The 24,168-nt window shown below is 70.9% G+C and carries 26 protein-coding genes; 13 read left to right on the top strand and 13 right to left on the bottom strand.

All coding sequences use genetic code 11. The annotated features are described in order from the left end of the window. Positions 1-47 precede the first annotated feature (47 nt). A complete protein-coding gene (locus CFN78_RS18815; RefSeq protein ID WP_240519554.1) occupies positions 48-701 on the bottom strand; it encodes a DUF305 domain-containing protein in 654 nt (217 codons plus the stop codon). A 176-nt stretch (positions 702-877) separates the two neighbouring features. On the opposite strand from CFN78_RS18815, the gene CFN78_RS18810 reads away from it, so the two are divergent. After that, on the top strand, positions 878-2,326 hold the full coding sequence (locus CFN78_RS18810) for an LVIVD repeat-containing protein (RefSeq protein WP_094864164.1): 1,449 nt from the start codon (positions 878-880) through the stop codon (positions 2,324-2,326). Positions 2,327-2,458: 132 nt separating this feature from the next. Here the strand turns inward: CFN78_RS18810 and CFN78_RS18805 are convergent, their stop codons facing one another. From CFN78_RS18805 to CFN78_RS18795, 3 genes are all read right to left on the bottom strand, one after another. Then, positions 2,459-4,045: an alpha-amylase family glycosyl hydrolase gene (locus tag CFN78_RS18805; RefSeq protein ID WP_094864163.1), complete on the bottom strand. Its 1,587-nt coding sequence runs from the start codon at positions 4,043-4,045 to the stop codon at positions 2,459-2,461. A gap of 99 nt (positions 4,046-4,144) precedes the next feature. Further along, a complete protein-coding gene (locus CFN78_RS18800) occupies positions 4,145-4,549 on the bottom strand; it encodes a globin (protein WP_240519553.1) in 405 nt (134 codons plus the stop codon). 75 nt (positions 4,550-4,624) lie between these two features. Continuing rightward, a complete protein-coding gene (locus CFN78_RS18795; RefSeq protein ID WP_094864161.1) occupies positions 4,625-5,605 on the bottom strand; it encodes a mechanosensitive ion channel family protein in 981 nt (326 codons plus the stop codon). 388 nt (positions 5,606-5,993) lie between these two features. Here CFN78_RS18795 and CFN78_RS18790 point away from each other — a divergent pair, with 388 nt between their 5' ends. Further along, positions 5,994-6,494 (top strand): HNH endonuclease, encoded by a 501-nt coding sequence (locus CFN78_RS18790; protein WP_094864283.1) that lies wholly within the window; start codon positions 5,994-5,996, stop codon positions 6,492-6,494. Between the two features lie 98 nt (positions 6,495-6,592). Here CFN78_RS18790 and CFN78_RS18785 read toward each other — a convergent pair whose 3' ends face one another. Then, the gene (locus CFN78_RS18785; RefSeq protein ID WP_094864160.1) at positions 6,593-6,904 is read right to left on the bottom strand and encodes a hypothetical protein; all 312 of its coding nucleotides are present in this window, start codon (positions 6,902-6,904) and stop codon (positions 6,593-6,595) included. A gap of 386 nt (positions 6,905-7,290) precedes the next feature. On the opposite strand from CFN78_RS18785, the gene ctaJ reads away from it, so the two are divergent. Beyond that, positions 7,291-7,539, top strand: a complete 249-nt coding sequence (ctaJ, locus tag CFN78_RS18780; RefSeq protein ID WP_094864159.1) for an aa3-type cytochrome oxidase subunit CtaJ — start codon at positions 7,291-7,293, stop codon at positions 7,537-7,539. Continuing rightward, positions 7,526-8,023, top strand: coding sequence for a DUF5130 family protein (locus CFN78_RS18775; RefSeq protein WP_094864158.1), 498 nt, complete (start codon positions 7,526-7,528; stop codon positions 8,021-8,023). Before ctaJ ends, CFN78_RS18775 begins: the two co-directional genes overlap by 14 nt. 105 nt (positions 8,024-8,128) lie before the next feature. Here the strand turns inward: CFN78_RS18775 and pepN are convergent, their stop codons facing one another. Then, complete coding sequence (gene pepN / locus CFN78_RS18770; RefSeq protein WP_094864157.1) at positions 8,129-10,696, bottom strand: aminopeptidase N; 2,568 nt, start codon at positions 10,694-10,696, stop codon at positions 8,129-8,131. A gap of 200 nt (positions 10,697-10,896) precedes the next feature. Here pepN and CFN78_RS18765 point away from each other — a divergent pair, with 200 nt between their 5' ends. Next, positions 10,897-11,508, top strand: a complete 612-nt coding sequence (locus CFN78_RS18765; RefSeq protein ID WP_094864156.1) for a mycothiol-dependent nitroreductase Rv2466c family protein — start codon at positions 10,897-10,899, stop codon at positions 11,506-11,508. 93 nt (positions 11,509-11,601) lie between these two features. Then, positions 11,602-12,579: a CPBP family intramembrane glutamic endopeptidase gene (locus CFN78_RS18760; RefSeq protein ID WP_094864155.1), complete on the top strand. Its 978-nt coding sequence runs from the start codon at positions 11,602-11,604 to the stop codon at positions 12,577-12,579. Here CFN78_RS18760 and CFN78_RS18755 read toward each other — a convergent pair. Both CFN78_RS18755 and CFN78_RS18750 read right to left on the bottom strand, forming a co-directional pair. Next, positions 12,542-13,366: an MBL fold metallo-hydrolase gene (locus tag CFN78_RS18755; RefSeq protein ID WP_094864154.1), complete on the bottom strand. Its 825-nt coding sequence runs from the start codon at positions 13,364-13,366 to the stop codon at positions 12,542-12,544. The genes CFN78_RS18760 and CFN78_RS18755 overlap by 38 nt on opposite strands. A 55-nt stretch (positions 13,367-13,421) precedes the next feature. After that, on the bottom strand, positions 13,422-14,207 hold the full coding sequence (locus tag CFN78_RS18750) for a 2-phosphosulfolactate phosphatase (RefSeq protein WP_240519538.1): 786 nt from the start codon (positions 14,205-14,207) through the stop codon (positions 13,422-13,424). 60 nt (positions 14,208-14,267) lie between these two features. On the opposite strand from CFN78_RS18750, the gene CFN78_RS18745 reads away from it, so the two are divergent. Genes CFN78_RS18745 through CFN78_RS18735 form a run of 3 tightly spaced genes read left to right on the top strand, consistent with a single transcriptional unit; the run spans position 14,268 to position 15,902 of the window. After that, the gene (locus CFN78_RS18745) at positions 14,268-14,738 is read left to right on the top strand and encodes a ribose-5-phosphate isomerase (protein ID WP_205660576.1); all 471 of its coding nucleotides are present in this window, start codon (positions 14,268-14,270) and stop codon (positions 14,736-14,738) included. After that, positions 14,735-15,088 carry a hypothetical protein gene (locus CFN78_RS18740; protein WP_094864152.1) on the top strand — a complete coding sequence of 118 codons (354 nt, stop codon included), beginning with the start codon at positions 14,735-14,737 and terminating at the stop codon, positions 15,086-15,088. The genes CFN78_RS18745 and CFN78_RS18740 overlap by 4 nt, the downstream gene beginning before the upstream one ends. Before the next feature lie 4 nt (positions 15,089-15,092). Next, positions 15,093-15,902 (top strand): Fpg/Nei family DNA glycosylase, encoded by an 810-nt coding sequence (locus tag CFN78_RS18735; protein ID WP_094864151.1) that lies wholly within the window; start codon positions 15,093-15,095, stop codon positions 15,900-15,902. A gap of 7 nt (positions 15,903-15,909) precedes the next feature. Here CFN78_RS18735 and CFN78_RS18730 read toward each other — a convergent pair whose 3' ends face one another. The 5 genes from CFN78_RS18730 to CFN78_RS18710 form a co-directional block, all read right to left on the bottom strand. Next, positions 15,910-16,677: a hypothetical protein gene (locus tag CFN78_RS18730; protein WP_094864150.1), complete on the bottom strand. Its 768-nt coding sequence runs from the start codon at positions 16,675-16,677 to the stop codon at positions 15,910-15,912. Between the two features lie 111 nt (positions 16,678-16,788). Then, a complete protein-coding gene (locus CFN78_RS30220; RefSeq protein WP_338065540.1) occupies positions 16,789-17,568 on the bottom strand; it encodes a C40 family peptidase in 780 nt (259 codons plus the stop codon). Positions 17,569-18,067: 499 nt separating this feature from the next. Further along, positions 18,068-18,292, bottom strand: coding sequence for a class I SAM-dependent methyltransferase (locus CFN78_RS18720; protein WP_094864148.1), 225 nt, complete (start codon positions 18,290-18,292; stop codon positions 18,068-18,070). 55 nt (positions 18,293-18,347) lie between these two features. Further along, positions 18,348-19,085, bottom strand: a complete 738-nt coding sequence (locus CFN78_RS18715) for a class I SAM-dependent DNA methyltransferase (protein WP_094864147.1) — start codon at positions 19,083-19,085, stop codon at positions 18,348-18,350. A 55-nt stretch (positions 19,086-19,140) separates the two neighbouring features. Beyond that, the gene (locus tag CFN78_RS18710; protein WP_094864146.1) at positions 19,141-20,385 is read right to left on the bottom strand and encodes an NAD(P)/FAD-dependent oxidoreductase; all 1,245 of its coding nucleotides are present in this window, start codon (positions 20,383-20,385) and stop codon (positions 19,141-19,143) included. 116 nt (positions 20,386-20,501) lie between these two features. Between CFN78_RS18710 and CFN78_RS18705 the strand changes: the two genes are divergently transcribed. The 4 genes from CFN78_RS18705 (at position 20,502) to CFN78_RS18690 (ending at position 23,936) form a co-directional block, all read left to right on the top strand. Beyond that, positions 20,502-21,416 (top strand): proteasome assembly chaperone family protein, encoded by a 915-nt coding sequence (locus tag CFN78_RS18705; RefSeq protein ID WP_094864145.1) that lies wholly within the window; start codon positions 20,502-20,504, stop codon positions 21,414-21,416. A gap of 123 nt (positions 21,417-21,539) precedes the next feature. Next, complete coding sequence (locus CFN78_RS18700) at positions 21,540-22,049, top strand: hypothetical protein (protein WP_133116382.1); 510 nt, start codon at positions 21,540-21,542, stop codon at positions 22,047-22,049. Between the two features lie 223 nt (positions 22,050-22,272). After that, positions 22,273-22,656 (top strand): TrkA C-terminal domain-containing protein, encoded by a 384-nt coding sequence (locus tag CFN78_RS18695; RefSeq protein WP_094864143.1) that lies wholly within the window; start codon positions 22,273-22,275, stop codon positions 22,654-22,656. Then, positions 22,653-23,936: an ArsB/NhaD family transporter gene (locus tag CFN78_RS18690; protein WP_094864142.1), complete on the top strand. Its 1,284-nt coding sequence runs from the start codon at positions 22,653-22,655 to the stop codon at positions 23,934-23,936. Before CFN78_RS18695 ends, CFN78_RS18690 begins: the two co-directional genes overlap by 4 nt. Positions 23,937-24,168: the final 232 nt, after the last annotated feature.

Genomic DNA, 24,168 nt, shown 5'->3' with positions numbered 1-24,168 from the left:
GTATCGAGGGCTTAACAGTTAACTCGAGAATCGCACAAGAATGGTGTTCAGGCGTCGCGGATATCCTGCATGCGACCGATTTCGGCGGTCTGCCCGGTCACCACGTCCTGGGCCATCTCCTGCGCACGGACGTCGACTCCGTCGGCCAGCACCTCGCCCGCCATCGCCAGCGCGCCCTCGTGGTGGGCGATCATCACGTCCAGGAACTGCCGGTCGAAATCCGCGCCGCGAGCGGCGGTGAGCGCGTCGATCCGTTCCTGCGTGGCCATTCCCGGCATCAGCGCCGGGTCGCCGGCGTGCGGGTGCCCGCCGCGCTGCCCGTAGGCCCCGACGGGTGCCTTGCCACGATCGGTGAGCCAGACGTTCATCATGGTCACCTCGGCGTCCTGCGCGACCGAGATGCGTTCGGCGATCGCCTTGACCCGTGCGTCCGCCGCCCGTTCGGGGACCAGCGCGGTGAGCACGACGGCCTGCTGGTGGTGCGGGATCATCCGGGTCACGTACGTGACGTCGGCGTCGTTGAGCGCGGGCTCCTGCTGGTGGTCGCCCGCGTCCTCGGGCGGTATGACCGAGGCCTGCTCGCCCGGTTTGCCCGGAACGATCACCGAGGCGTTCTGTTCCGTTCCCGTCGGCTCGTCCGAGCAGCCGCCGAGAACGGCCGCCGCCGTACCGGCCGCGAGGAGCACAGCAACCACACGCATCCGCATGCCCACAGCGAACAACCTGGTCAGTGCCGAAGTCAAACGACGGGGTGATGGCGTTGCCAACCGGTAACCACATGGCGGGACAGATGGATAGACCCACCTTCGACGGTATGGACGTTAGCCAAACTAAGGAATAATCTCCGGTCACAACGTGTGTCGAGAGGAGCCCGGCAGTGAAGAGCAGTCGACGTAGCCGTCACAGATCCCGTGTACTCGGGGCGATCGTCGCCTCCGCCGCGCTCGCGCTCACCGGCGTGGCGGGAGCGCCGGTCGCGGGTGCGCAGTCCAGCGTGCCCGGCGTGGACGAGGTCGTGTCCAGTCCCAACATGAAGCACCTGGCGAACGTGCCGAAGCAGGCGCCGTTCAACACCGAGAACGCGATCGGCACCGACATCGCGTTCAAGGACAACCACGCCATCGTGGGCAACTACGACGGCTTCGTCATCTACGACATCGCCAACCCGGCGAAGCCGTCCATCGTCAGCCAGGTCCTCTGCCCGGGTTCGCAGAACGACGTGTCCGTCTCGGGCGACCTGCTGTTCCTCTCCACCGACTCCTCGCGCAGCGACGACTCCTGCTCCAGCGTGTCCCAGCCCGCGTCCGACCCGGCGTCCTGGGAGGGCATCAAGGTCTTCGACATCAGCGACCTGACGAATCCGCGCTACGTCTCGGCGGTCGAGACCGACTGCGGTTCGCACACCCACACGCTGGTGCCGAACAAGAACAAGAAGTCGGTGCTGCTGTACATCTCCTCGTACTCGCCTGCCGCGGACCTGCCGAACTGCCAGCCGCCGCACGACAAGGTCTCCATCGTCGAGGTCCCGGTGAAGAATCCGGAGAAGGCCGCGCTCGTCGCCACCCCGGTGCTCTTCCCCGACGGCGGCAACGCGGGCGGGCCGAACCCGGTGCCCGACCTGCCGAACCGCTCGGCCACCACCGGTTGCCACGACCTCACGGCGTTCCCGGAGAAGGATCTGATGGCCGGTGCCTGCATGGGTGACGGCGTGCTGATCGACATCAAGAAGCCGCTGGAGCCGAAGGTGGTCGAACGGGTCCAGGACAACGAGAACTTCGCGTTCTGGCACTCCGCCACGTTCAACAACGCGGGCACGAAGGTGATCTTCACCGACGAGCTCGGTGGCGGCGGCCTGGCCACCTGCAACGAGAAGGTGGGCGCGAACCGTGGCGCCGACGGCATCTACGACATCGTCGGCAAGAAGAAGGAGCCGAAGCTCGAGTTCAAGAGCTACTTCAAGATCTCGCGGCACCAGAGCGACACGGAGAACTGCGTGGCGCACAACGGATCGCTGATCCCGGTGCCGGGCAAGGACATCATGGTCCAGGCCTGGTACCAGGGCGGAATGTCGGTGTGGGACTTCACCGACTCGGCCAACCCGCACGAGATCGGGTTCTTCGAGCGCGGCCCGGTGTCCGACACCGAGCAGATCACCGGCGGCTCCTGGTCCTCGTACTACTACAACGGGCACATCTACTCGTCCGACATCCAGAAGGGACTCGACGTCGTCGACCTGCAGGACCCGCGCACGGACGCGGCCAAGAAGGTCGAGTTCGACGAGTTCAACCCGCAGACCCAGCCGGTCTACAAGAAGAAGCACTCCTGACGTAGTTCACGGAACGGGGCGGTGACGGCGAACTCGCCGTCACCGCCCCGTTCCGTGAACCGGGTTCGCCGTCCGGCCCGGACCCGCCGGGCACCGGGTGGCACCGGTGGCCGGGTCCCGGGCGGACCCGGTTCAGACCAGCCAGGCGGCGGCGTCCGGAGGCAGTCGGCCGTCCACCATCGGCGCGCTCGTCAGCAGCACCTCGCCGGGTGGCAGGCTGATCGGTGCCGCGGAGGTGTTCAGCGCACAGATGAGCGCACCGTCCTCGTCCTCGTCGCCGGAGTGCCTGCGCAACGCGAAGCAACCCGCCGGAGCGCCGAACCACTCGACGTGATCGCCGGTGAACGCCGGATGACTCTGCCGCAGTTCCAGCGCCTGCCGGTACAACGACAGCGTGGACGCCGTGTCCTCCAGTTGCGCCTCCACGGTCAGCGCCGCCCAGCGCCCCGGAATCGGCAGCCAGGATGTCTCTCCCGTGGAGAACGAGAACGGTGGATCCGTTCCCTCCCAGGGGATCGGTACGCGCACGCCGTCCCGTCCCCGGTCCGTTCCGCCGGAAAGCCGGACGCGCGGATCGGTCAGCGATTCCGTGGGCAGTTCCACGTCGTCCAGCCCGAGTTCCTCGCCGTTGTAGAGGAACACCGCGCCCGGCAGCGCCAGCTCCACCAGCGCCATCGCCCTGGCCCGTGCCCGTCCGCGGTCACCGCCGCCGTGCCGGGAGACCTGTCTGCCGGTGTCGTGGTCGCCGAGCGTCCAGGTGGCCGGGGCGCCGACCTCGGCCACGGTGGCGAGTGACTCGTCCACCGCCGCCTGCAGCGCGTCGGCGTCGAACTCGGTGCGTATCAGGCCGGAATCGACGCCCAGGTGCAGTTCGTCGGGGCGCAGGTACCGGGCGAAGCGCGCGCCGTCGGGAACATGGATCTCGCCGACGGCCACCGTTCGCGGGTAGCCGTCGAGCACCTTGCGGATCCGCCGGTGGATCTCGTGTACACCGTCCTCGTCGAACCGGGGGTCCGTGCCGTCCGTGGCGTCGGGCAGGCCGGCCGGTTTCGCCAGGCCGTGCGCGGTGCCGACCCGGACCCCGTCCACCCCGCGGTCCAGCCAGAACCGCAGCGTCAGCTCGAAGTCGGCCTGCACCTCCGCGTTGTCCCAGTTCAGGTCCGGTTGCCGCGGGGAGAACAGGTGCAGGTACCACTGGCCGTCCGGCACCCGGGTCCAGGCGGGGCCGCCGAACTCGCCCTGCCAGTCGTTCGGCGGTCGCGCGCCGTCCGGTCCACGGCCGTCCCGGAAGACGTACCGTTCCCGTGCCGCCCCGCCGCGGCCCTCGGCGAGCGCCTCGCCGAACCACGGGTGCAGGTCACCGCTGTGGTTCGGCACCACGTCGACGATGACCCGGATTCCGGTCTCCTGCGCGTCCGCGAGTACGGCGTCGAAGGCATCCAGATCGCCGAACACCGGATCGACCGAACGAGGATCGGTGACGTCGTAACCGTTGTCCGCCATGGGGGAGCGGTAGAACGGGGTCAGCCACACGGCGTCCACGCCGAGTAGTTCCAGATAGCCGAGCCTGGACCGGAGTCCCTCCAGGTCGCCGATCCCGTCGCCGTCGGAATCGGCGAACGACCGGAGGTGGACCTGGTAGAAAACCGCGTCGCGCCACCAGTCCCGGGCTTCCGGGGCGGGGCGCTTCTCCTCGACTGCTCTGCGCACGGGCCGCATCCTGCCATCTCGCTCCGGGCGCGCGGGGCGGTCTCCGCCGATCCGTTTCCCGCTGTGACCGGTCGTACGGTGACGCCGGCGAACGGGGGCGGGGATCCGTCAGCCCCAGCTGTTCATCATGCTGTGCGCCGCCATCTCCAGGTAGGCCCACAACTGCGCGCGGTACGGCTCCTCGATCCCGGTCTCGTCGAGTGCGATCCGCATCGCACGCAGCCAGGCGTCCCGTTCGATCGGCCCGATGCTGAACGGGGCGTGCCGCATCCGCAGCCGCGGGTGCCCGCGTTCGTCGGAGTAGGTGTGCGGGCCACCCCAGTACTGCATCAGGAACAGCCGGAAGCGTTCCTCCGCGGGACCGAGATCCTCCTCGGGGTACAGCGGACGCAGGACCTCGCGGTCGGCGGCCACCTCCTCATAGAACCGCCCGACGAGCCTGCGGAACGTCGGTTCGCCGCCGACCGCCTCGTACAGGCTGCGCGGCTGCGTGCCGGTCTGGTCGTTCGTCACGTCTGACACGTGTCCATCCTGACTCATCGGCGGCCGCGGGGGTGACGGCCGGGTGCCCGTGACGCGCGGGGCCGCTCAGCCCGCGGGCGGCGGAGACGGCAGGAACCGGCCCATCGGCGGCTCGATCCCGGCCTCCTCGAGGGCGGGCATGATCTTCGCGCGCATCGCCCGCTGTACGGCCCACTGCCGTCCAGGGCGCACCTTCACCGTCAGCCGGAGCTGGATCGCCTCCGAGGTCACGCTCTCCACACCGAGGATCTCCGGCGGGTCGAGCACATCGGCGCGCAGCGCGTCGCTCTGTGCCGCTGCGGTCGCCACCGTGCCCAGCACGGAGGTGGCCTTGCCGACGTCGGTGGTGTAGGACACGGGCACGTCGACCACGGCGACCGCGAAGCCCTGGCTGGAGTTGCCGACGCGCAGCACTTCACCGTTGCGCACGTACCAGACCGTCCCGTTGATGTCGCGCAGCGTGGTGATCCGCAGGCCGACCGCCTCGACGGTGCCGCTGGCCTCGCCCACGTCGACGACGTCGCCGACGCCGTACTGGTCCTCGAGCATCATGAAGATGCCGGAGAGAAAATCCCGGACCAGGTTCTGCGCACCGAAACCGAGCGCCACCCCGACCACGCCCGCGGACGCGATGATCGGCCCGAGGTTGATCCCCAGCTCGCCGAGGACGAGCACGAAGGCCAGGCCGTAGACGAGGAAGGTGGTCACCGAGCTGAGCACCGAGCCGATCGTCTTCGCCCGTTGCCTGCGGCGCTCCATCACGACCGGGCCGAGCATCTCGGCGGAGCGGTCGCGCAGGGGCCGCAACAGGGCGGGCAGTTTGTCACCGCCCTTGCCTGGCCGCGGTGCGGTGGCCCGGTTGATCATTTTGCGCAGCAGCAGGCGCACGGTGAAGGCCAGCAGCATGATCAGCAGGATCGTCAGCGGCTTCTTCACGAGCCAGTCCGCTGACCCTGCCAGCCACTCGTTGTGCGTGACGTCGAGAACCGTCCGGCACCAGGACGAGCCCTGGTCACAGGCCGGCGGATCGGTGAGGAACGCGTTCACGTCGGAGAGTGCTCCTTCCCCGGCACAGGCGCGCCGGTCGTGCGGGCTTCACGAAGTCGTTGCGAGCCCGTCACCTGACACATCGCATAACACACGTGCGTTTCGGGTGGGGTCTATGGTCGACTATGGCTGCACCGGTGGAGGTGGTCGAGTGCCCGACCGACAACCGATCCCCCTCGGCGTCCCGAGCCGCCGAACGGCTGGGCAGACGCCGGAGGTCCTGCTGTGCGCGTCGTCCTCGCCGGGTTCACATCCGGGCGGGGTTCACTCTAACGGGCCGCAGCCGAGCGGCCCGCCCTCCCGTGGGGGCAGGGTGACACGGTCGCACAACCAGCGTAAGGCCCGCGATTCCGGTGTCGGCCCGGCGCCGCCCTGGGGCCGGCGGAAGGTGCTCCTGCTCAACGCCACCTTCGAACCGCTCACGGCGCTGCCGCTGCGGCGAGCGATCGTGCTGCTGGTGGCGGACAAGGCGGAGGTGGTGCACGGCGACCCGGCGGGGCTGACGCTGCACGCGGCGACCGTGTCCGTCCCGGTGCCGTCGGTGATCCGGCTCAGTTCGTACGTGCGGGTGCCCTACCGGGCGAAGGTGCCCCTCACCCGGGCCGGCCTGATGCACCGGGACCGGCATCGCTGCGCGTACTGCGGCGGCCGGGCGGAGACGATCGACCATGTGTTGCCGCGCAGCCGGGGTGGCCCGCACACCTGGCAGAACTGTGTCGCCTGCTGTGCGCGGTGCAACCACCGGAAGGCGGACCGGCTGCTCTCGGAACTCGGCTGGCGGCTGCGTGTGGTGCCGCGCGCGCCGCACGGCCCGCACTGGCGGCTGCTGGCGCATTCCACCGAGGCGGACCCGTTGTGGCAGCCCTACCTCGGTGCCCCCGCCGCCTGAGACGGCGGGGCGTCCGAGCACGGCCCGCGTCCGGCCGGATGCGTGGTGATCGGCCGGGTCGGGTGGGGAATCGGCCGGTGGGAATCAGGGGGTGGGAATCAGGGGGTGACGCGGGTTCCGCGGGTGACCCTGGTGCCCATGGTGACGCGGGTACCGGCACAGGCGCGGGTGACCCTGGTGCCCATGGTGACTCGAGTGCCCGCCGTGACCCTGGTGCCCCGGGTGACCCGTGTGCCCATCGTCACCCGGGTGCCTGGCGCGGTGCAGGTGACCCGGGTTCCGCGGGTGACGCGCGTTCCGCGGGTGACACGAGTGCCCGCCGTGACGCGGGTGCCACGCTCGGTTGCGATCTCGTTGAGTGACGACACGATGCGCGGGCTCGCCTGTGCGGGGGTAGTTGCGACGAACATGACGTGTCCTCCTGAAAGCAGTGGGTTACGACCGGGTGGGAAGAACGCGGCGCAAGGCCCGTACAGGTGAAAAACGTACGAGGGATCGTCAACGCGGACAAGGCAAACTCGCTGGGTGCCTCCGCACGCACGGTGAGTTGCGACCTTTCGCGAACCGCCCTTCGGCCCAACGTGGGATGCCGCGCGTGGCACTCGGCGGACGGCAGGTCCGAAGCGGTGAACGGGCTTCACCGCCGCGCTCCCGGCACACTGTCGGTGCCACTCCGGGTACGCCCGGGAGTCCAGGTCGGAGTGCACGTGCAGGTGCCCGGGAACGTGCGGACGGCCGTCTCGCGCGACACCGGCCGAGGGGGACCGGTCCGGGTGCCATCCGATACGCTGCGCGCGTGAACATCGTCGAGACGATCCTGGTCTTCGCGCTGATCCCCCTCGCCATCTACGGGGCGTTCAGCCTGGGCACACTGCGGTCGAAGTTCGCCGGTACCCCGCGGTACCGGCCAGGGCAGGAGTGGGAGCACCCGCCGCTGTGGTGGAGTGCGAACCCGGACGGCGTCGGAGCCCGCGACACGGCCGCTCCGGACGCGGCCGGGGCCGGCCGCCCGACAGCCCGAGGAGGTGCCCGTGGGAGCTGGTGAACTGACGCACGAGAGCGGCGCGACCGCGATCGAGCAGTCCCGACTGGAGACCGGCGCCGTCGTTACGGCGAGCGGGCGCGTCTCGGCGGCCAAGATGTACGAGCCCGCTGCTCCATCCGGCCCATTCAACGCGGTGCAGCTCTCCCGCCTGGACGAGGCGCTGACGCTGTCCAGCCGGGAGACCGGCCTCGATTTCACCGTCTACATCGGCGAACTCGGCGAGGACAGTCGCGCGGGTGCGGAGAAGCTGCACACCTCCATCGGCTCCCGGTCCGGCCACGCCGTGCTCATCGCCGTGTCGCCCGGTGAGCGTGTCGTGGAGATCGTCACCGGCGAGGACGCGTTCCAGCGCCTGCCCGACCGGCTCGCCAAGTTCGCCGTGATGAGCATGGTGGCCTCCTTCAAGGAGGGCGACCTGATCGGCGGCCTGGTCAGCAGCCTGCGGATGATGACCGAACAGGTCGGGCCGCAGCCCGCGAGCTGAGGTACCCACCTGCGACAAAGGGCCTCGCGGCGCATCGCCGCGGGGCCCTTTGCCGTATCCGTGGTGTGCGGGGCGGCCGCCGGAACGGCCCGCCCCGCACCCGGGTCATGCCTGCTGGTCGAACTCCCGTGCCGCGAGGGCGCGAACCAGCCCGGCCCTGCCCTCGGACACCAGCCGGCGCAGCGAGGCGGGGTGGCCACCGGCGAGCCAGGTGTCCGCCGCGTCGATGCCGACCTTGTCGACCGCCCACGAGGGGAACAGGCCGACCACCGTCGGCTGGGCCCTCTCGCTGGACCGGCGCTGCCACACCTCGTCCACCATCGCGAAGTACTTCTCCACGTACTCGCCGAGCATGCCCTTCTGCGCCGGGTGGGAGAAACCGGAGATCAGGGCGTTGCTCACGGCGTTCGGCAGTTCGTCGTCGTGGATGGCGCGCTGCCAGGCGTCGGTCTTCGCCGCTTCGGTCGGACGTAGCGCGCGCGCCCGCTCGGCGTGCCTGCGACCGGTGGCCGTGTCGTCCCTGGCCTGCTCGGCGTCGATCTCCGCCTCGCCCGCCTTGCCGTGCGCGACCAGCGCGTGCAGCAGCCGCCAGCGCAGGTCGGTGTCCACGGTCAGCCCGGGCAGCGGGGCCGAGCCGTCGAGCCAGCCCGCGAGGACGGCGACGGTGTGCTCGTCCAGCACCGAACCGGTCAGCGAGTTGACCCAGGAGAGCTGATGGTCGGAGCCCGCCTCGGCGGAGGTCGCCAGCTCCAGCATCCGCTCGGTGAACGCGGGCCAGCCGTGCTGCGCCGCCCACGCCGGTTCGGCGTAGGAGTTCAGCGCGGTCTGGGCCTGCAGCAACAGCCGCTGCACGACGCCGACCTCGGTCTCGCCGTGGATGCCGCGCAGCACCAGCGTGACGAAGTCGCGGGCCTTCAGCTCGGCCTCGCGGGTCATCTCCCACGCCGCCGACCAGCACAGCGTGCGGGGCAGCGGCTCGTCGATGTCGGCGATCCGGTCGATCAGGGTCGCCAGCGACGCCGGGTCGACCCGCATCGTGCAGTAGGTCAGGTCGTCCTCGTTGACCAGTACGAGCTTGGCGGCCTTCGTGCCGACCAGCTCCGCCACGGGCGTCCGTTCCCCGTCGACGTCCAGCTCGATCCGGTTGGTGCGGACCAGCCTGCCGTCCGGGCCGTCCTCGTAGCAGCCGATCGCGATGCGGTGCGTGCGCAGCTCACCGGCACCGGGCTTGGCGCCGCTCTGCACCACCTCGAACGCGGTGATGGTGCCGGAGTCGTCGGTCTCGAAGCGCGGACGCAGGGAGTTCAGGCCGGTGGTCTCCAGCCACTGCGCGCTCCACCAGGACAGGTCCCGGCCGGACGCCTTCTCCAGTGCCGCGAGCAGGTCGGCGAGCGTGGCGTTGCCCCAGGCGTGCGCGTCGAAGTACAGCTTCAGGCCGGACAGGAAGTTCTCCAGTCCGACGTAGGCGACGAGCTGCTTGAGCACGCTGGCGCCCTTGGCGTAGGTGATGCCGTCGAAGTTCACCTCGACCGCCTGGAGATCGACGATGTCGGCGGCGATCGGGTGCGTGGAGGGAAGCTGGTCCTGCCGGTACGCCCAGGACTTCTCGATGTTGGCGAAGCTGGTCCAGGCGTGCTCGTACTCGGTCGCCTCGGCCTGGGCCAGCACGCTGGCGAAGGTCGCGAACGACTCGTTCAGCCACAGGTCGTCCCACCAGCGCATGGTGACCAGGTCGCCGAACCACATGTGCGCCATCTCGTGCAGCAGCGTCTCGGCGCGCCGCTCGTAGGAGTAGCGGGTCACCCGGCTGCGGAACACGTAGTCCTCGAGGAAGGTGACCGCGCCGGCGTTCTCCATCGCCCCGGCGTTGAACTCCGGCACGAAGAGCTGGTCGTACTTCGAGAACGGGTACGGGGTGCCGAAGTTGCGATGGTAGAAGCCGAAACCCTGTTTGGTCTCGGTGAACAGCCGGTCGGCGTCCATGTACTCGGCGAGCGAGCCCCGGCAGTAGATGCCCAGCGGGATCGTCTTGTGCTCGTCGGCGTATTCGTCCCGCCACTCGGCGTACGGCCCGGCGATCAGGGCGACCAGATAGGTGGAGATCCGCTCGGACTCGGCGAACACCGTGCGCACGGCGCCCTCGGCGGTCTCCGAGGTGGACTCGACGAGCGCGTTGGAGATGATCTTCCAGTCCTTCGGCGCGGTCACCGTCAGCCGGTACACCGACTTCAGGTCAGGCTGGTCGAAGCAGGCGAACATGCGCTTGGCGTCTGCGGTCTCGAACTGGGTGTAGAGGTACACGCCCTCGTCGACCGGGTCGACGAACCGGTGCACGCCCTCGCCGGTGTTCATGTACCGGCAGTCGGCGTGCACCACCAGCTCGTTGGACGCGGCGAGCGCGGGCAGCGGGAGGCCGTCGTCCTCGACGTACCCGGTGAGGTTCAGCGCGGTGCCGTTCAGCGTGGCGGAGCGGACGTTCGCCGCCACCACGTCGACCCAGGAACTCTCGTCCGCGCGGGCGCTCGTGAACCGGATCGTCGTCCGCGAGTCGAACGTGGCCTCGCCGGGACGGCCGTTGCCGTCGGTGAGGTCGAGCTCGATGTCGTAGGACTCGACGTCCAGCAGTTCGGCGCGCTGCTGCGCTTGTTCACGGGTCAGGTTTGGGGCGGGCACAGGCACCTCGGTGGTCGGTAGCGGGTCGTGTGGGTGGCGGCCGGTAGTACCCGGCCGCCGTAGCGTCGTGCGTTTGGCATCCAATCATGAGTGCCGCTCGGGTGACGACGCCGAACGAGCGTGCCGGGGAACAAAGTCGGCCGGCGACGCTGTTGATCCCGGACACAGGGCACATCCGTCCGACTCAGGGAGAAACCTCGATGACCGCAGCCACGCCGACCCGCGTCGACTTCTACTTCGACCCCGCGTGCCCCTTCGCGTGGATCACGTCGCGCTGGATTCTCGAGGTCGAGCAACAGCGCGACATCGACCTGAGGTTCCGGGTGATGAGCCTGGCGGTGCTCAACGACGGCCGGGACCTGCCGCCGGAGTACCGCGAGCTGATGGCCAAGGCGTGGGGGCCGGTCCGGGTCGCGATCGCGCTGGAGCAGAAGTACGGCCAGGACAAGGTCCGCGACTACTACACCGCGTTCGGCACCAAGTACCACAACGAGGGAAACAAGGACGTCGAAGCGGTGCTGAAGGAGTCCCTGGACGCCGTCGGCGCACCGGAACTCGCCGGTGCGGCGAACTCCACCGAGTACGACGAGGCGCTGCGGGTCAGCCACCACGAGGGCATGGACCCGGTGGGCGAGGACGTCGGCACGCCGACCCTGCACGTCGACGGTGTCGCCTTCTTCGGCCCGGTGCTCAGCTCGATCCCGCGCGGCGAGGACGCCGTCCGGGTGTTCGACGGGGCGCGCATGATGGCGCAGTATCCGGATTTCTTCGAGTTGAAGCGCACTCGCACGGGTGACCTCAAGTTCGATTGAGGACCGAGCTGCAGTGACCCGGTAGGGCTCACTACACCCGGGAACGGGGTTCAGCGCTGCTGATCGCGAGGCCGCGGATTCCTAGTCTCGACGATGGAAGCTGGTTCCATCGGCCGTAGCTGGGAGTCCGTCATGCTCAACCCGTATCGCTCCGTTCGCTGGAGCGAGATACGGCTGTTCGCCGTCCTCGCCTACGTGGGCGCCTGGGTCGTGATGACCCCGATCTGGCTGTCCGGTTTCCGCCGGACCGACGCCGCCGACACCGGCGGGCTGGACGTCCAGGTGTTCCTCTGGGCGATGATGCTGACCCCCGCGCTGGCGGCGGCCGCGGTGCTGCTGCGCGGGGGCCGCCGGCTTCGCGACCTGCCCGGCGAACTGGGCCTGCGCCTGCCCGGCACGTTGCGGCAGACGCTGGTCTCCTGCGCGAAGGCGTTCGTGCTGACCACGGCGCTGATCGTGCTGTCCGCGGTGCTGGCGAGCGCGTTCGGCGTGTTCGAGTTCGATCTGCACGGGTTCTCCGGGCTGCGCGAGGAGACCGGGGCGGGGCCGGGTACCGGTCCGCCGCTGCTGCCCGCGCTCGGCTGGATCGCCGCGCACCTGCTGACCTCGGTGCTGTTCCTGCCGCTGTTCCTCGGCGAGGAGATCGGCTGGCAGGGCTACCTGCTGCCGCGGCTGTTGCCGCTGGGCACGCCGAGGGCGCTGCTGGTGATGGGCGTGCTGTGGGCGCTGTGGCACCTGCCGACGGTGTTGCTCGGCGGCCAGTTCCCCGGCTACGGCATGGTGATCGCGGTCCCCGCTGCCGTGATCGGTGGCGTACTCGTCGGCGTCTTCATCGGCTGGATCCGGCTGCGCACCGGTTCGGTCTGGCCGACGGTCACCGCGCACACGGTGATCAGCCACGTCATGCCGCCGCTGATGCTGGCGATGGGCGACGCGGAACGCACCCCCGATCCGCTCCAGGCCGGGCTGCTCGGCTGGACGGGCTGGATCGTGCTGGGTGGTATGGCGGTCGTGCTGGCCGCCACCGGCCAGCTCAGGCGCCGCCGCTCGCGGGAATCGCCGATCGGGTGACGTCGTGGGCGAACGGCGCGGCGGCGAGGACCTCGGCGGGACTGAGCTCACCGGACTCCAGCCGCCGGTCGAGGCCGGCCAGCGCGGTCAGCGATGCGCGTTGGGCGGCAACGAACGGCGGGTCCACGAGGTCACCGTGGCCGGGGACGATCACGCGCGCGTCCAGTGACAGGAGCCCGGTGAGCGCGTCCGGCCATTCCCGCAGTGAGCAGTCCGGCCCGAACGACTCCGTCGTGTAGCGGCCGCCGGGCCCGTTCTCCACCAGGTCGCCCGCGAAGGCCACCCCGGCGTCGGGCACGTGCACCACCAGGTCGTGGCCGGTGTGCCCTGGACCGAACCAGCCGAGTTCGATCCGGCGGCCGCCGACGGTGAGGCCGGCCCGGTCGTCCACCAGCTTGCCGGGCAGAACGGGTTCACTGGCCAGGATCGCCTCGGCGCGGTCGGTGCGCCCCTCCCGCCGGTAACGCGCCGCCCAGGCGGAACGGATCGCCGCTCCCTCCGCGGCCAGCACCGCGTGAGCGCCCCGCTGCGCCCACACCTCGCAGTCACCGAAGGCCTCGGTACCGAAACAGTGGTCGAAGTGCGCGTGCGTGATCACCACCGTCCACGGGTCCGCGGTGACCTCGCGTACCGCGGCGGCCAGGTCGGCACCCTGCTCGGCGTCGCCGCGCGTGTCGATCACCAGGCAACCGCCGTCGCCGAGCACCAGGCCGATGTTCAGGTCGAGTTCCTCGTGGCGGCGGACGAGAACCCCGTCGGCCGGTTCCAGCCAGAGTTGTCCGCGCACGGTGCTTCCTCCCGGGACGGCGGCTCGGTCGGGTCAGTATCGGGTCAGTATCGGGTCAGTGGGTCGCGACGTCGACGAAGTCGCCGCGGACCAGGAACGGTGCCACCTCGGAGCGGTTGACCGCGATGGCGAGGTCCACATCGGCACCGAGCCCCTTCGCCCGCAGCTCCTGTCCCGAGGACGAACCGGCCACCACGGCGCCGACGTCCGGGCCCGCGGCCCGGAACGCCCGCGCCGCCAGGGAGGCTTCCGGCGACGGCCACTGCACGCCGAGCGCGATCAGCGCGTCGACGATCGCACCGGCCCCGAGGTGGTCCTCCGCGCACGGCCGCAGCGGCCCCTCGGTGTGCGTGCCCGCCAGGTCGACGCCCCAGCGCTCACCCGCCGGGATGACGCCGATCGGCGCGTCCTCGGCGAGCGTGCGAGCCAGCCGGGCCACCGCCCTGGCGTTGCGCAGGCAACCGGTCAGCACATGCCTGCCGGTGTCGGCGGCGGCCTTGCTCAGGGCCGCCCCGTTGGGGGAGGGCAGCGCCAGGTAGGTGCCGGGTGCGGTGGTGTGCACCGTGCTCGGCCGCAGCTTCCAGCCGCGCTCGTCCGGGACGGTGGCGCCCTCGGCCTTGGCCGCGGCGACGTCGGCGGGATCGTCCCAGCGCACCGGCCTGACCCGGCTGCCGCGGTGCAGGGCCAGGTCGACGGTGGTGGAGAACGCCAGCACGTCGACCACCACCAGCACCACGCAGTCCGCCGCGAGCGCGGAGATGCCCTCCATACTCCATTCCATCCGGATGTCGTGTCCTGCCTGGCCGAACACGTCCATCCCGGCCATCGCGTCCAGTCGCATGTTCCCAGCATGCCGGGCGGCGTGCCGTGGCGCGCCGAGGGGATGGCAGACTTCGGCGCCGTGCGTGTCTACTTGGGATCCGACCATGCCGGCTTCGAGCTGAAGAACCTCCTCGTCGCCCACCTCACCGACCAGGGCCACCAGGTCACCGACATCGGCCCGGCCGTCTACGACGCCGCCGACGACTACCCCGCCTTCTGCATCGAGACCGCGCGCCGCGTGGTCGCCGACGAGGGCAGCCTCGGCATCGTGGTCGGCGGCTCCGGCAACGGCGAGCAGATCGCCGCCAACAAGGTCGAGGGCGCCAGGGCCGGCCTCGCCTGGAGCGTCGAGACGGCGACGCTGACCCGCGAGCACAACCACGCGCAGATCATCGGCCTCGGCGCGCGGATGCACTCGGCGGAGGAGGCCACCGCGATCGTCGAGGCGTTCCTGGCCACCCCGGTGTCCCCGGACGAGCGGCACGGCAGGCGGGTACGTCAGCTCACCGACTACGAGCGCACCGGTACCCCGCCCGCACTGCCGGCATGACCGACGGCGGCGGTGCCGGGCAGGTGCCCGGCCACGCGTGGCTGCTGACACCGCTGACCGCGGTACTGCTCACCACGCTCGGTACCGCCGCGGTCGTCGGCCTGCAGAGCCGGGCAGGCATCGGACTCGGTTCCTGCGCCGGCACCGGTTTCCTCGGTTGCACTCTGGTGGCCGTGGTGCTCGCCGGGTTGGTGATCCTGCTGTCCATTCTCGTCAGCCTGGTCGCCGGGGCGCGGTCGCGCCCGCTGGTGCGTGCGGGTACGGCCACCCTGCGCGGCCTGCTGATCGCCGTCGCCTGCCTGGTGCTCGACGTCCTGGCCACCCTGCTCGCCGCACTCCTGCTGGTCTGAGCCGATGCCCGAGGGACACACACTCCACCGCCTCGCCCGGCTGCACCGCCGGCGGTACGCGGGCAGGCCCGTCGCCGTCTCCAGCCCGCAGGGCCGCTTCGCCGCCGAGGCGTCCACTGTGGACGGACAGGTGCTGCGATCGGCCGAGGCGCACGGAAAGCATCTCTTCCACGACTACGGTCCACACGGGATCGTGCACGTCCACCTCGGCCTCTACGGCACCTTCGGTGAGGCTGCGCTGCCGCCAGCCGAACCGGTCGGCCAGGTGCGGATGCGGATGGTGGGCAGTACACATTGGACGGACCTGCGCGGGCCGAACCGGTGTGAGCTGCTCGGCCCGGAGCAGGTGGACGTCATCCGGTCCCGGCTCGGCCCGGATCCGCTGCGCCGGGACGCGAAACCGGAGGCGGCCTTCGAGCGGATCAGCCGTTCCCGGACCAGCCTGGCCGCGTTGCTGATGGACCAGTCGGTGCTCGCGGGCGTCGGAAACGTGTACCGCGCCGAGATCCTGTTCCGGCACGGAATCGCACCCGATCTGCCCGGCCGGCGGCTGGATCCGTTGCAGTGGAAGGAGATCTGGGCCGACCTGGTGGCGTTGATGCGGATCGGCGCGCGGAGCGGGCGGATCGACACCGTCGACCACGCGGATCTGCCGGAGGTCACCGGGCGGGCGCCGCGCGAGGACCGGCACGGCGGCGAGGTGTACGTCTACCGCCGCACCGGGCAACCCTGCCTGCGTTGCGGCACGGCCGTCCTGCACCGGGAACTGGCGGGCCGCAACCTCTACTGGTGCCCGGTCTGCCAGCCGTCCTGACCGCCGGTCAGAAGCCGCCGAAGTCCATGCCGCCGCCCATGTCTCCCATGTCGCCGCCGCCCATGTCACCGCCCATGTCGCCGCCGCCGTCCCCGGCGTCGCCGCCGCCCTCGACGGCGTCCTGCTGCCCGGCGTCGTAGCCGGATTCCCAGGCCTGGGCGTCCGGGATACCCGCCATGCCGGAGAACATGGCGCCGAACAGGAACATGGAGCCGAGACCCCACGCGCCAGCCACGAGGGCAGGCTTCCACCACGGCTCGCTGTACCAGCCCTGCGGGACCGGGCGTCCGGCGACCCGGCCGCCGGGGTAGTAGTGCGGCGTGTTCGAGCCGGGCTCGGGGGATGCCTCGTAGGTCCGGCCCTCGACGTCCACGGTGCGGTGCTCGGTGACGGCGCCCGCCCGGTCACGCTCGGCGTCCGCGGGCAGTTCCGGTCCGGGATCCATACCCATCGCGGTCCGGGCGGCGCGGACGTAGTAGAGGCCCTCCAGTGCCGTGGCGGTCACCAGTTTCGCCTGTTCCTCGGTTTGTGCCTGTTCCATCTGCGAGCCCGCCGCGTTGTAGCGCTCGGCGGCGTCGGCCATGGCCTGCTGGGAGGGGGTGTCGTTGCCACTGAGGTTGAGTACCTGGCCGCCGAGGCGCTCCACCCAGCGGCGGGCGTCGGCCTTCGCGTCGTCGAGCCGTCGCTGGTTGGCGGCGGCCCGCGCCTTCGCGTAGTACACGGCTCCGCCGACCACGAGCAGGACGAGCACGATCAGCGTGATCGCGGTTCCCATGGGTCACTCCTGGGGTGGGTGTTGTGAACCGGACAACGAGGACACGGCTCACGGAGTTCCCGGGAGGGGGCGGCCCGGCCCGGAGTACTGCCGGACCGGGCCGCGAAAACGTCACCAGGCGCGGCCGACCGTGTACGAGTCGGTCCAGATCTCCTGGAGGCGTACGACGTCACCGGACTCCGGTGCCGCCCAGATCTTGTTGTCCCCGGCGAAAACGCCGGTGTGGTAGACGCTTCCGCCGTCGTGGAAGAAGACCAGGTCGCCCGGTGCCATCTCGGCCCTGGCGATCTCCGGCACCGCGGCGCGCTGCTCGCCCGAGGTGCGCGGCAGCTCGACACCGGCCTCCCGGTGCGCGAACTGGGTCAGCCCGGAACAGTCGTAGCTGTCCGGTCCGGAGGCCCCGTAGGAGTAGGCCTTGCCCGCCTGCGAGGCCGCCGCGTCGACAATCCGCTGTCCCGCCGGTGGTTCCGGTTGCTCGGACTGCACGCCGACGATCGGTGACGCACTCGGATCGTTGACCCGGTCGCCGTGGTAGCTGATCCGCCACTCGGCGCTCTGTCTGACGGTGGCCGGGATGGCAGCCACCCCGTCGGCGTCGGTGGTGCCGGCGTTGGACACCGCCCAGGGCTGGTCCGGGCCGCCACGCCACTCGAGGTCGACCTGTTGCTCGGCGACGGGGGAGTCGCCGAGGCCGGTCAGCCTTCCGGTGAACGTCAGCGGGGTGCCCGCGGTGACGGGTGTCTGCGCACCGTCGATGGTCTGCTCGGTCGGCACGGTCGCGGAGGCCGTCCCGGAGAAGCCGAGGAGCGCCCCGGCACCGGCCGCGCCGACCAGGGTCGCGGAGCCGATGCGGCGCAGCCGGCGGGAGCCGGTCCGCGTGGACGTGGGCACGATGGAACCTCCATGCGTTGCTGTGGTCGATGTCGTTCCCCGACTCGCCTCCGGCAGGCCACGTGGGCCGGACGGCCTGGCGATAACGGAACGGTAACCACACGAATGGGGGTCGACGCGACCGTCGCGGACGGCGTCGCGGTGACGCACCCGACACGGATTCTCGTTACGCTGCAAGGGTTTCCCAGCGCTGGACGACTGAACCCCCAACTTGCCACCGCCGATGGGGTTGCCTGCCGGTGGCATAGGTCACCGGTGCCGGGTGAGGTGGCGCACAGGCCGGTTCCCGGCCTGCGGGCCGAGAGCAACCGGACGGGTACCTGCCCGGCGAACTCGTCGAGAGTCCGCACGTCGACGTGGTCGAAGCGGTGCCCGGCCACGCAACCGAACCCGGCCGCGGTGAGCCCCGCGCGGTACCGGTCCCGATCGGCCTCGCTGGTGCCGCGGGAGGGCAGCTGGGGTGGCCCCGAACCGGGACGCGGCCAGATCCCGCAGCACCTCACCCGGAGGCCGTGTCGTGCGGCCAGACCGGCGGACTGTCGGCGAGCACGGCCACGCCCCCGCCGGGCCGGAGCACACGTGCCGGCTCCGGCAGCAGCACCTCCGGGCTCACCCGGTGCGGCGCCGTGCCGATGGTGACCAGCCCGAGGCTTCCCTCGCCGAACAGGTCGCGCAGTGCGGGCACGCCGGAGTCCGCGCCGCCGAAACGCTCGATGCTCGCCATGCCACGATCCCGCACGCCGGGGGACGGCGGGGACAACTGGTTCCGCTCAGGGTGGTCAGCTCACTGTTCCTCCACAGTGGACTGACGGAGCCGGTCGGGATTCCTTGTGCCACACGTAGGCCACCGACACCGGATGCCCGCGGAACCCGGCCCACTTCGGCTTGACCGTCACCCACTCGTCGTCGACGACCCGCTCCCGCAGCTCGGCCAGCCGCCATCGGGCCGCCAGCGCCGCGCTCACGTGCTCGCTGACCAGGTGCACGTTCGTCGTTATCGCCACGTCCTCACCGTCCGCGGCGGTGAAATGTGTCGGCATCCCGGTGTGCATGATGAAGTGCGGGTGGAACGCGACGAGCACGAAGGTCGCGGTGCCGGCCGCGATCCGCCACGCCTCGCGGTACAGCGCGCCGAGATCGTCCAGGTGCTCGTCGATCAGCGAGGCGGCGAGCAGATCGTAGGTTCGTTCCGCGAGCCCGGTCGCCGTCACGTCCGCCTCGAACAGCCGGTCGTGCGCCCCCCGTTTCCTTGCCACGTCGAGCATCTGCGGGGTCAGGTCCACCCCGTCGATCGCGCCGACGCCGTGCGCGCGCAGCCAGGCCCCGGTGCGGCCGGTGCCGCAGCCGAGGTCGGCGGCACGGCGCGCCGCACCCCAGTCCGCTTCGGTCAGCCGGTCGAGCAGGGCCAGGTCCATGGTGTCCTGGACGGTGTCCTCGTAGGTGTCCGCCCACTGCCCGTATCCGGTTCGCACGTCGAGGGTCCGGTAGCCGCGGGTGTCGAAGTCGTCGAACCGCATGGGCCGAGTATGGCCCGGATTTGCCCGCGCCCCAAACGATTTCGGCGCGGACGGTTCAGTGCAGGCCCGCGATGGCGGCGCTCGCGGCGCGGCGGCCGGAGACCAGCGCGCCCTGGATCGACGAGGTGTCGCGATGGTCCCCGCATACGTAGACGCCGGGGGAGTGCCGCACCGGTTTGCGTACCGGGTGCGGCGCCGGCATCGCGGGCAGCGCCCGCGGTACGCGATAGGTGCCGAGCAGCTCCCAGTCCCGGGCCGAGGTGCGGTACAGCGCGGCGAGGTGCTCGCGGATCGACCGTTCGTCCGCGTCCGGATCCAGCGTCGACGCCGAGACCAGGGCCGCGTCCGCGGGCGCGTACGAGGGCGCCACCGCACTGAGCACGGAGGTGTTCACCACCGGACCGCCGCGGGCATCGACCACGATCACCGGCTCGTCCAGCGGCGCCTGGCCCGTACCGAAGTACCGGGTGGTCACCTGCTTCCACGCCGGTTCGGCGATCCCGGGGAGCAGTCGTGCCGCGACCGTCCCGTCGGTGGCCACCACGACGGCCCCGGCACGCACCGGCCCGTCGTCGGTGCGCACGCGCGGCGTCGCGCCGGCGGTGACCTCGCGGACCGGGGTGTCGCACCGGACGGACCCGGCGGGCAGCCGGGACGCGAGCTGAGCGGGCAGCGCTCCCATGCCGGCCGCGGGCAGCACCGGGGTGCCGCGCAGGAAGGTGCGCCACACCAGATGGAAGAAGCGGGCGGAGGTCTCCAGCTCGGCCTCCAGGAACACGCCCGCGAGGAAGGGCCGCAGCACCCCGTCGACGATCTCCTCGGACAGGCCGCGGCGGCGCAGCTCCGCGTGCGTGGGCCGGTCGGTGGCCCCGGTCAGGGTGCCGCCCGCGACCGCGAGATCCCGCGCGGACAGAGCCGCGAGCGCGGGCAGGTCGCGTGCCCGGATCGCGCCGGGTGGCCAGAGGTCGCGCAGGGCTCGGGCACTGTCCAGTGGGTTGCCCAGCAGCCGGGAGCGGTCCCCGTCGACGATCCGCAGCGCCCGCCAGAACCGGCCGGGCCGCAGCGCGTCGACGTCCACCAGGTCCCGCACCGCCGGGTAGGCCGGATTGAGCACCTGGAAGCCGTGGTCGAGGCGGAAGCCGGCCACCACGTCGGTGCGCACCCGGCCGCCGGGCTCCGGCCCCGCCTCCAGCACCAGCACGCGCAGGCCCGCTTCGTGCAGGGTCACCGCGGCCGCGAGGCCGGCGAGCCCGGCCCCGGCGATCACCACGTCGGCGTCGGGAGAATAGGCGTTTCCCATACCGGAGACGCTAGGCCGATGCGTCCCGGGCCGCCGAACACCGCGGGGTGGGAATCGAAAGGGGCCTGTGAAACGTTGGACCCGAGCAGGACGGCGTTTGCCGACAGGAGGTAAGTGTGGTGCAGGATCCGACGGGTCTGTACGAAGTGGATTCCGATGTTCCCGATGTGACGGGTGCGGTGCTCCTCGAGCACCTGAGCGGTTTCGTGGACGCCGGTGCCGCCGGCTCGCTGCTGACCGAGCACCTGCTCGCGACCTTCGAGCACCGCGTGGTCGCGCGCTTCGACACCGACCAGCTCGTCGACTACCGCGCACGCAGGCCCGCGATGGGCTTCGAGACGGACCGCTGGGTGAGCTACGAGGTGCCGGAACTGGTGGTGTACCTCCTGCACGACGCCGAGCACACGCCGTTCCTGCTGCTCACCGGCCCGGAGCCGGACTCCCAGTGGGAGCGGTTCGTGGCCGCCGTGCGCTCGCTGATGGAGCGCTGGGAGGTGCGGATGAGCATCGGTTTCCATGGCATCCCGATGGGCGTCCCGCACACCCGTCCGCTGCTGGTCTCCGCGCACGCCACCCGGTCCGGACTGATCGACGGCCACGAGCCGATGCACAGCAGGATCCAGGTGCCGGGCAGTGCGTCCTCGCTGCTGGAGTACCGGCTCGGTGAGGCGGGTGCGGACGCGGCGGGTTTCGCCGCGCAGGTCCCGCACTACCTGGGCAAGTCGAGCTACCCCTCGGCGGCACTGACCCTGCTGGAATCGGTCGCGCGCACGGCGGGCCTGGTCGTCCCGGACGAGGCGTTGCGGGATTCCGCGCGTACGGCCGACGCCGAGATCGCCCGTCAGGTCGCCGAGTCCGACGAGGTCGCCGAGGTGGTGCACGCGCTGGAACGCCAGTACGACGCCTTCAAGTCCGCCGAGGAGCGCGGCAGCCTGCTCGCCGAGGTCGGCGAGCGCATTCCCTCCGGTGACGAACTCGCCTCCGAACTGGAGCAGTTCCTGGCCGAGTACCCGGGGCAGGGTGACCGCTGAGGAGTGGTCCCGAGGGCGACGTCCCCTTGCCCCTCCGGTGACACCCGGCGAATCGCGCGTTCGTGACAATTCACCCATATCGCGCTAGCGTCTGGCTTTGGTAACGCGACGAGGGGGGCACCGATGCGTGCCGGGCCAGCCGCAGCACCGGCCATGGGCCGCGTGCGCTACAGCAGGGTCCTGCTGACGCTGGTCACCCTGGTCGTCGCCCTCACCGGAATCTCCGCGGCCTACTGGCCTGCCTACGACGCCGGCCCTTCGATCGCCTCCCCACAGCGCCAGGCACTCGAATCGGCCCCCGCGGACACCCTCGACGACTCCGGCTCAGGTTTCCGGGCCGGCCGCTGGACCGGAGCCGAGTCCGGCACCGACACCGCGCCGGCCAGGCGGGCAGGTGAAGCCGGGCACGCCCCCGTCCACCGTGGTTCCTCACCGCTGTACCTCGGCACCGCCATCCACCACGGCGTCGCCGGCTCCTTCAGCGCCCAGCAGCACGCCGCGCTGCCCGTCTTCGCCGCAGCGCCCTGCCCGCGAGGACCCGCGGCGCAGCCACCCTCCTCGGCCGCCGTACGCGTCCCCGCGGGAGAGCCCGCGCGGATCTCCCCACAGCGAGGACCGCCGCACAACGGCTAGGTCCTGCCCGGCGGTTCCGCGGTCGCGGTGTTCGCGGAGGCGGTGTCCGGCTACGTCGGCGGAAGGCCCGGTACGACACCGGTACGAGGACTTCCCGCCGCCGCTCCGGGCAACCGCCCCGATCACGAATCCGATCGAGCGGCAACGCCGGACACGGCCTGGTACAGCCGGTTTCACGACGTCCGCGGCCGAGTCCGGTCGCGGCACCACCGAAAGCCCCGTCATGACCAGTGGTCTCGTGCTGGTCGTCGCGTCGGCCCTGCTGGCGCTCCTCGTGGCGACCGCGTTCGTGTTGCACGCACCGCGCCCGCGCGCGGCGCTGCGGCGTGCCCGCACGGAACTCCCGCTGCTCGCCGACGCCGGCGTCGAACTGTTCCGGATCGCCGTGCCGGAGGGTTCGCCGCTGGTGGACAGGTCCATCGGGGAGGTGGTGTCGCATCCCGCCGTCTCGGTCGCCCTGGTCCGTCGTTCCGGCCGCAGCTTCGTTCCAGCACCGGACACCCCGATCGCGCCGGGGGACCTGCTCCTCGTGCTCGCCGGTCCCGGCGGCAGGCAGGAGGCGGTCCTGCTCGCCTCGATCGCCGCAGGAGGAGACCCACCGCCATGACCGCCGCCGCCATCACCGTCTTCGTCGTCGCCTTCGTCCTGATAGCCACCGAACGGGTCCACCGGGTCGCGGCCGCGCTGGGTGGTGTGGCCGTCCTGGTGGTGCTCGGGATCGTCGACTCGCACTCCGCGTTCTTCGCCGAGGAGACCGGGGTCGACTGGAACGTGATCTTCCTGCTGCTCGGCATGATGATCACCGTCAGCGTGCTCAAGCACACCGGGATCTTCGAGTACATGGCCATCTGGGCGGCGAAGAAGAGCCGCGGCAGGCCGTTCCGGCTGATGGTCATCCTGGTACTGGTCACCGCCTTCGTCGGTGCCTTCCTGGACAGCGTGACCGTCATGCTGCTCGTCGCCCCGGTCACCTTCGCCGTCTGCGGCCGCCTGCGGCTGCCGGTCGTGCCCTTCCTGATCGCCGAGGTGATGGCGGCGAACATCGGCGGCACGGCCACGCTCGTCGGCGACCCGCCGAACATCATGATCGGCAGCCGCGCGGGCCTGAGCTTCGGCGACTTCCTGATCAACCTCGCACCCATCACCGTGGTGCTGCTGGTGATCTTCATCGGCCTGTGCCGGGTGCTGTTCCGCCGCGCGTTCATCGACGCCCGCGAGCACATGGCCGAGGTGATGGCGCTGGACGAGAACGGCACCATCCACGACCGCAAGCTGCTGGTGCGCTGCCTGGTGGTGACCGGCGGTGTGATGGTCGCGTTCATCCTGCACGGACCGCTCGGCATCGATCCGGCCTTCGTCGGGCTGCTCGGCGCCGGGATGATGGTGCTCGTCTCCGGAACGCAGGCGAAGGAGTACCTGGCCGAGGTCGACTGGTCCACGCTGGTGTTCTTCATGGGCCTGTTCGTGATGGTCGGCGGCCTGGTCAGCGTCGGCGTCATCGACGATGTCGGCCGCTGGGCCATCGACCTCGTCGGCGACAACTACTTCCTGGCCGCCGTGGTGCTGCTGGTCGGCTCCGCCATCGTCGGCGGGATGATCGACACGATCCCGTACGTGGCGACCGTACTGCCGATCGTCGAGGAACTCGTCGCCTCGGTGCCCGATCCGGCGACCGGCGAGGCGCTGTGGTGGTCGCTCGCGCTCGGCGCGGACCTCGGCGGCAACACCACCGCGATCGCCGCCAGCGCGAACGTCGTGGCGATCGGGTTCGCCGCCCGCCGGGGCGTGCGGATCAGCTTCTGGGAGTTCACCAAGTACGGCAGCCTGGTGACGGCCGTGATGATCGCGTCCTGCGTGCCCTACGTCTGGCTGCGCTACTTCTCCTGACCCGGCACGCCTGACCGGAGCGACCGCCCGCGCAGGAGAGCCGGTACCAGCGGACGAGAACGGCGGCGGCTCCCCGAGGGGAACCGCCGCCGTCGGTCGGGATGACAGTGTCCTGGCTCAGGAGATAGGCGACAGGTGTCTCAGGTCATAGGCGACACGAGTCGCGGGTCATCGGCGACTGGCTGGGTGGGCTGGATGCTCGGGCATGTCGAAGGCTCGTCTGGTTATCACC

It is taken from the genome of Amycolatopsis antarctica (assembly GCF_002262875.1).
In the GTDB taxonomy this organism is placed as follows: Bacteria; Actinomycetota; Actinomycetes; order Mycobacteriales; family Pseudonocardiaceae; genus Amycolatopsis; species Amycolatopsis antarctica.
Note: the sequence above shows the minus strand (reverse complement) of the source record. Positions and strands in the feature narration are given on the sequence as shown.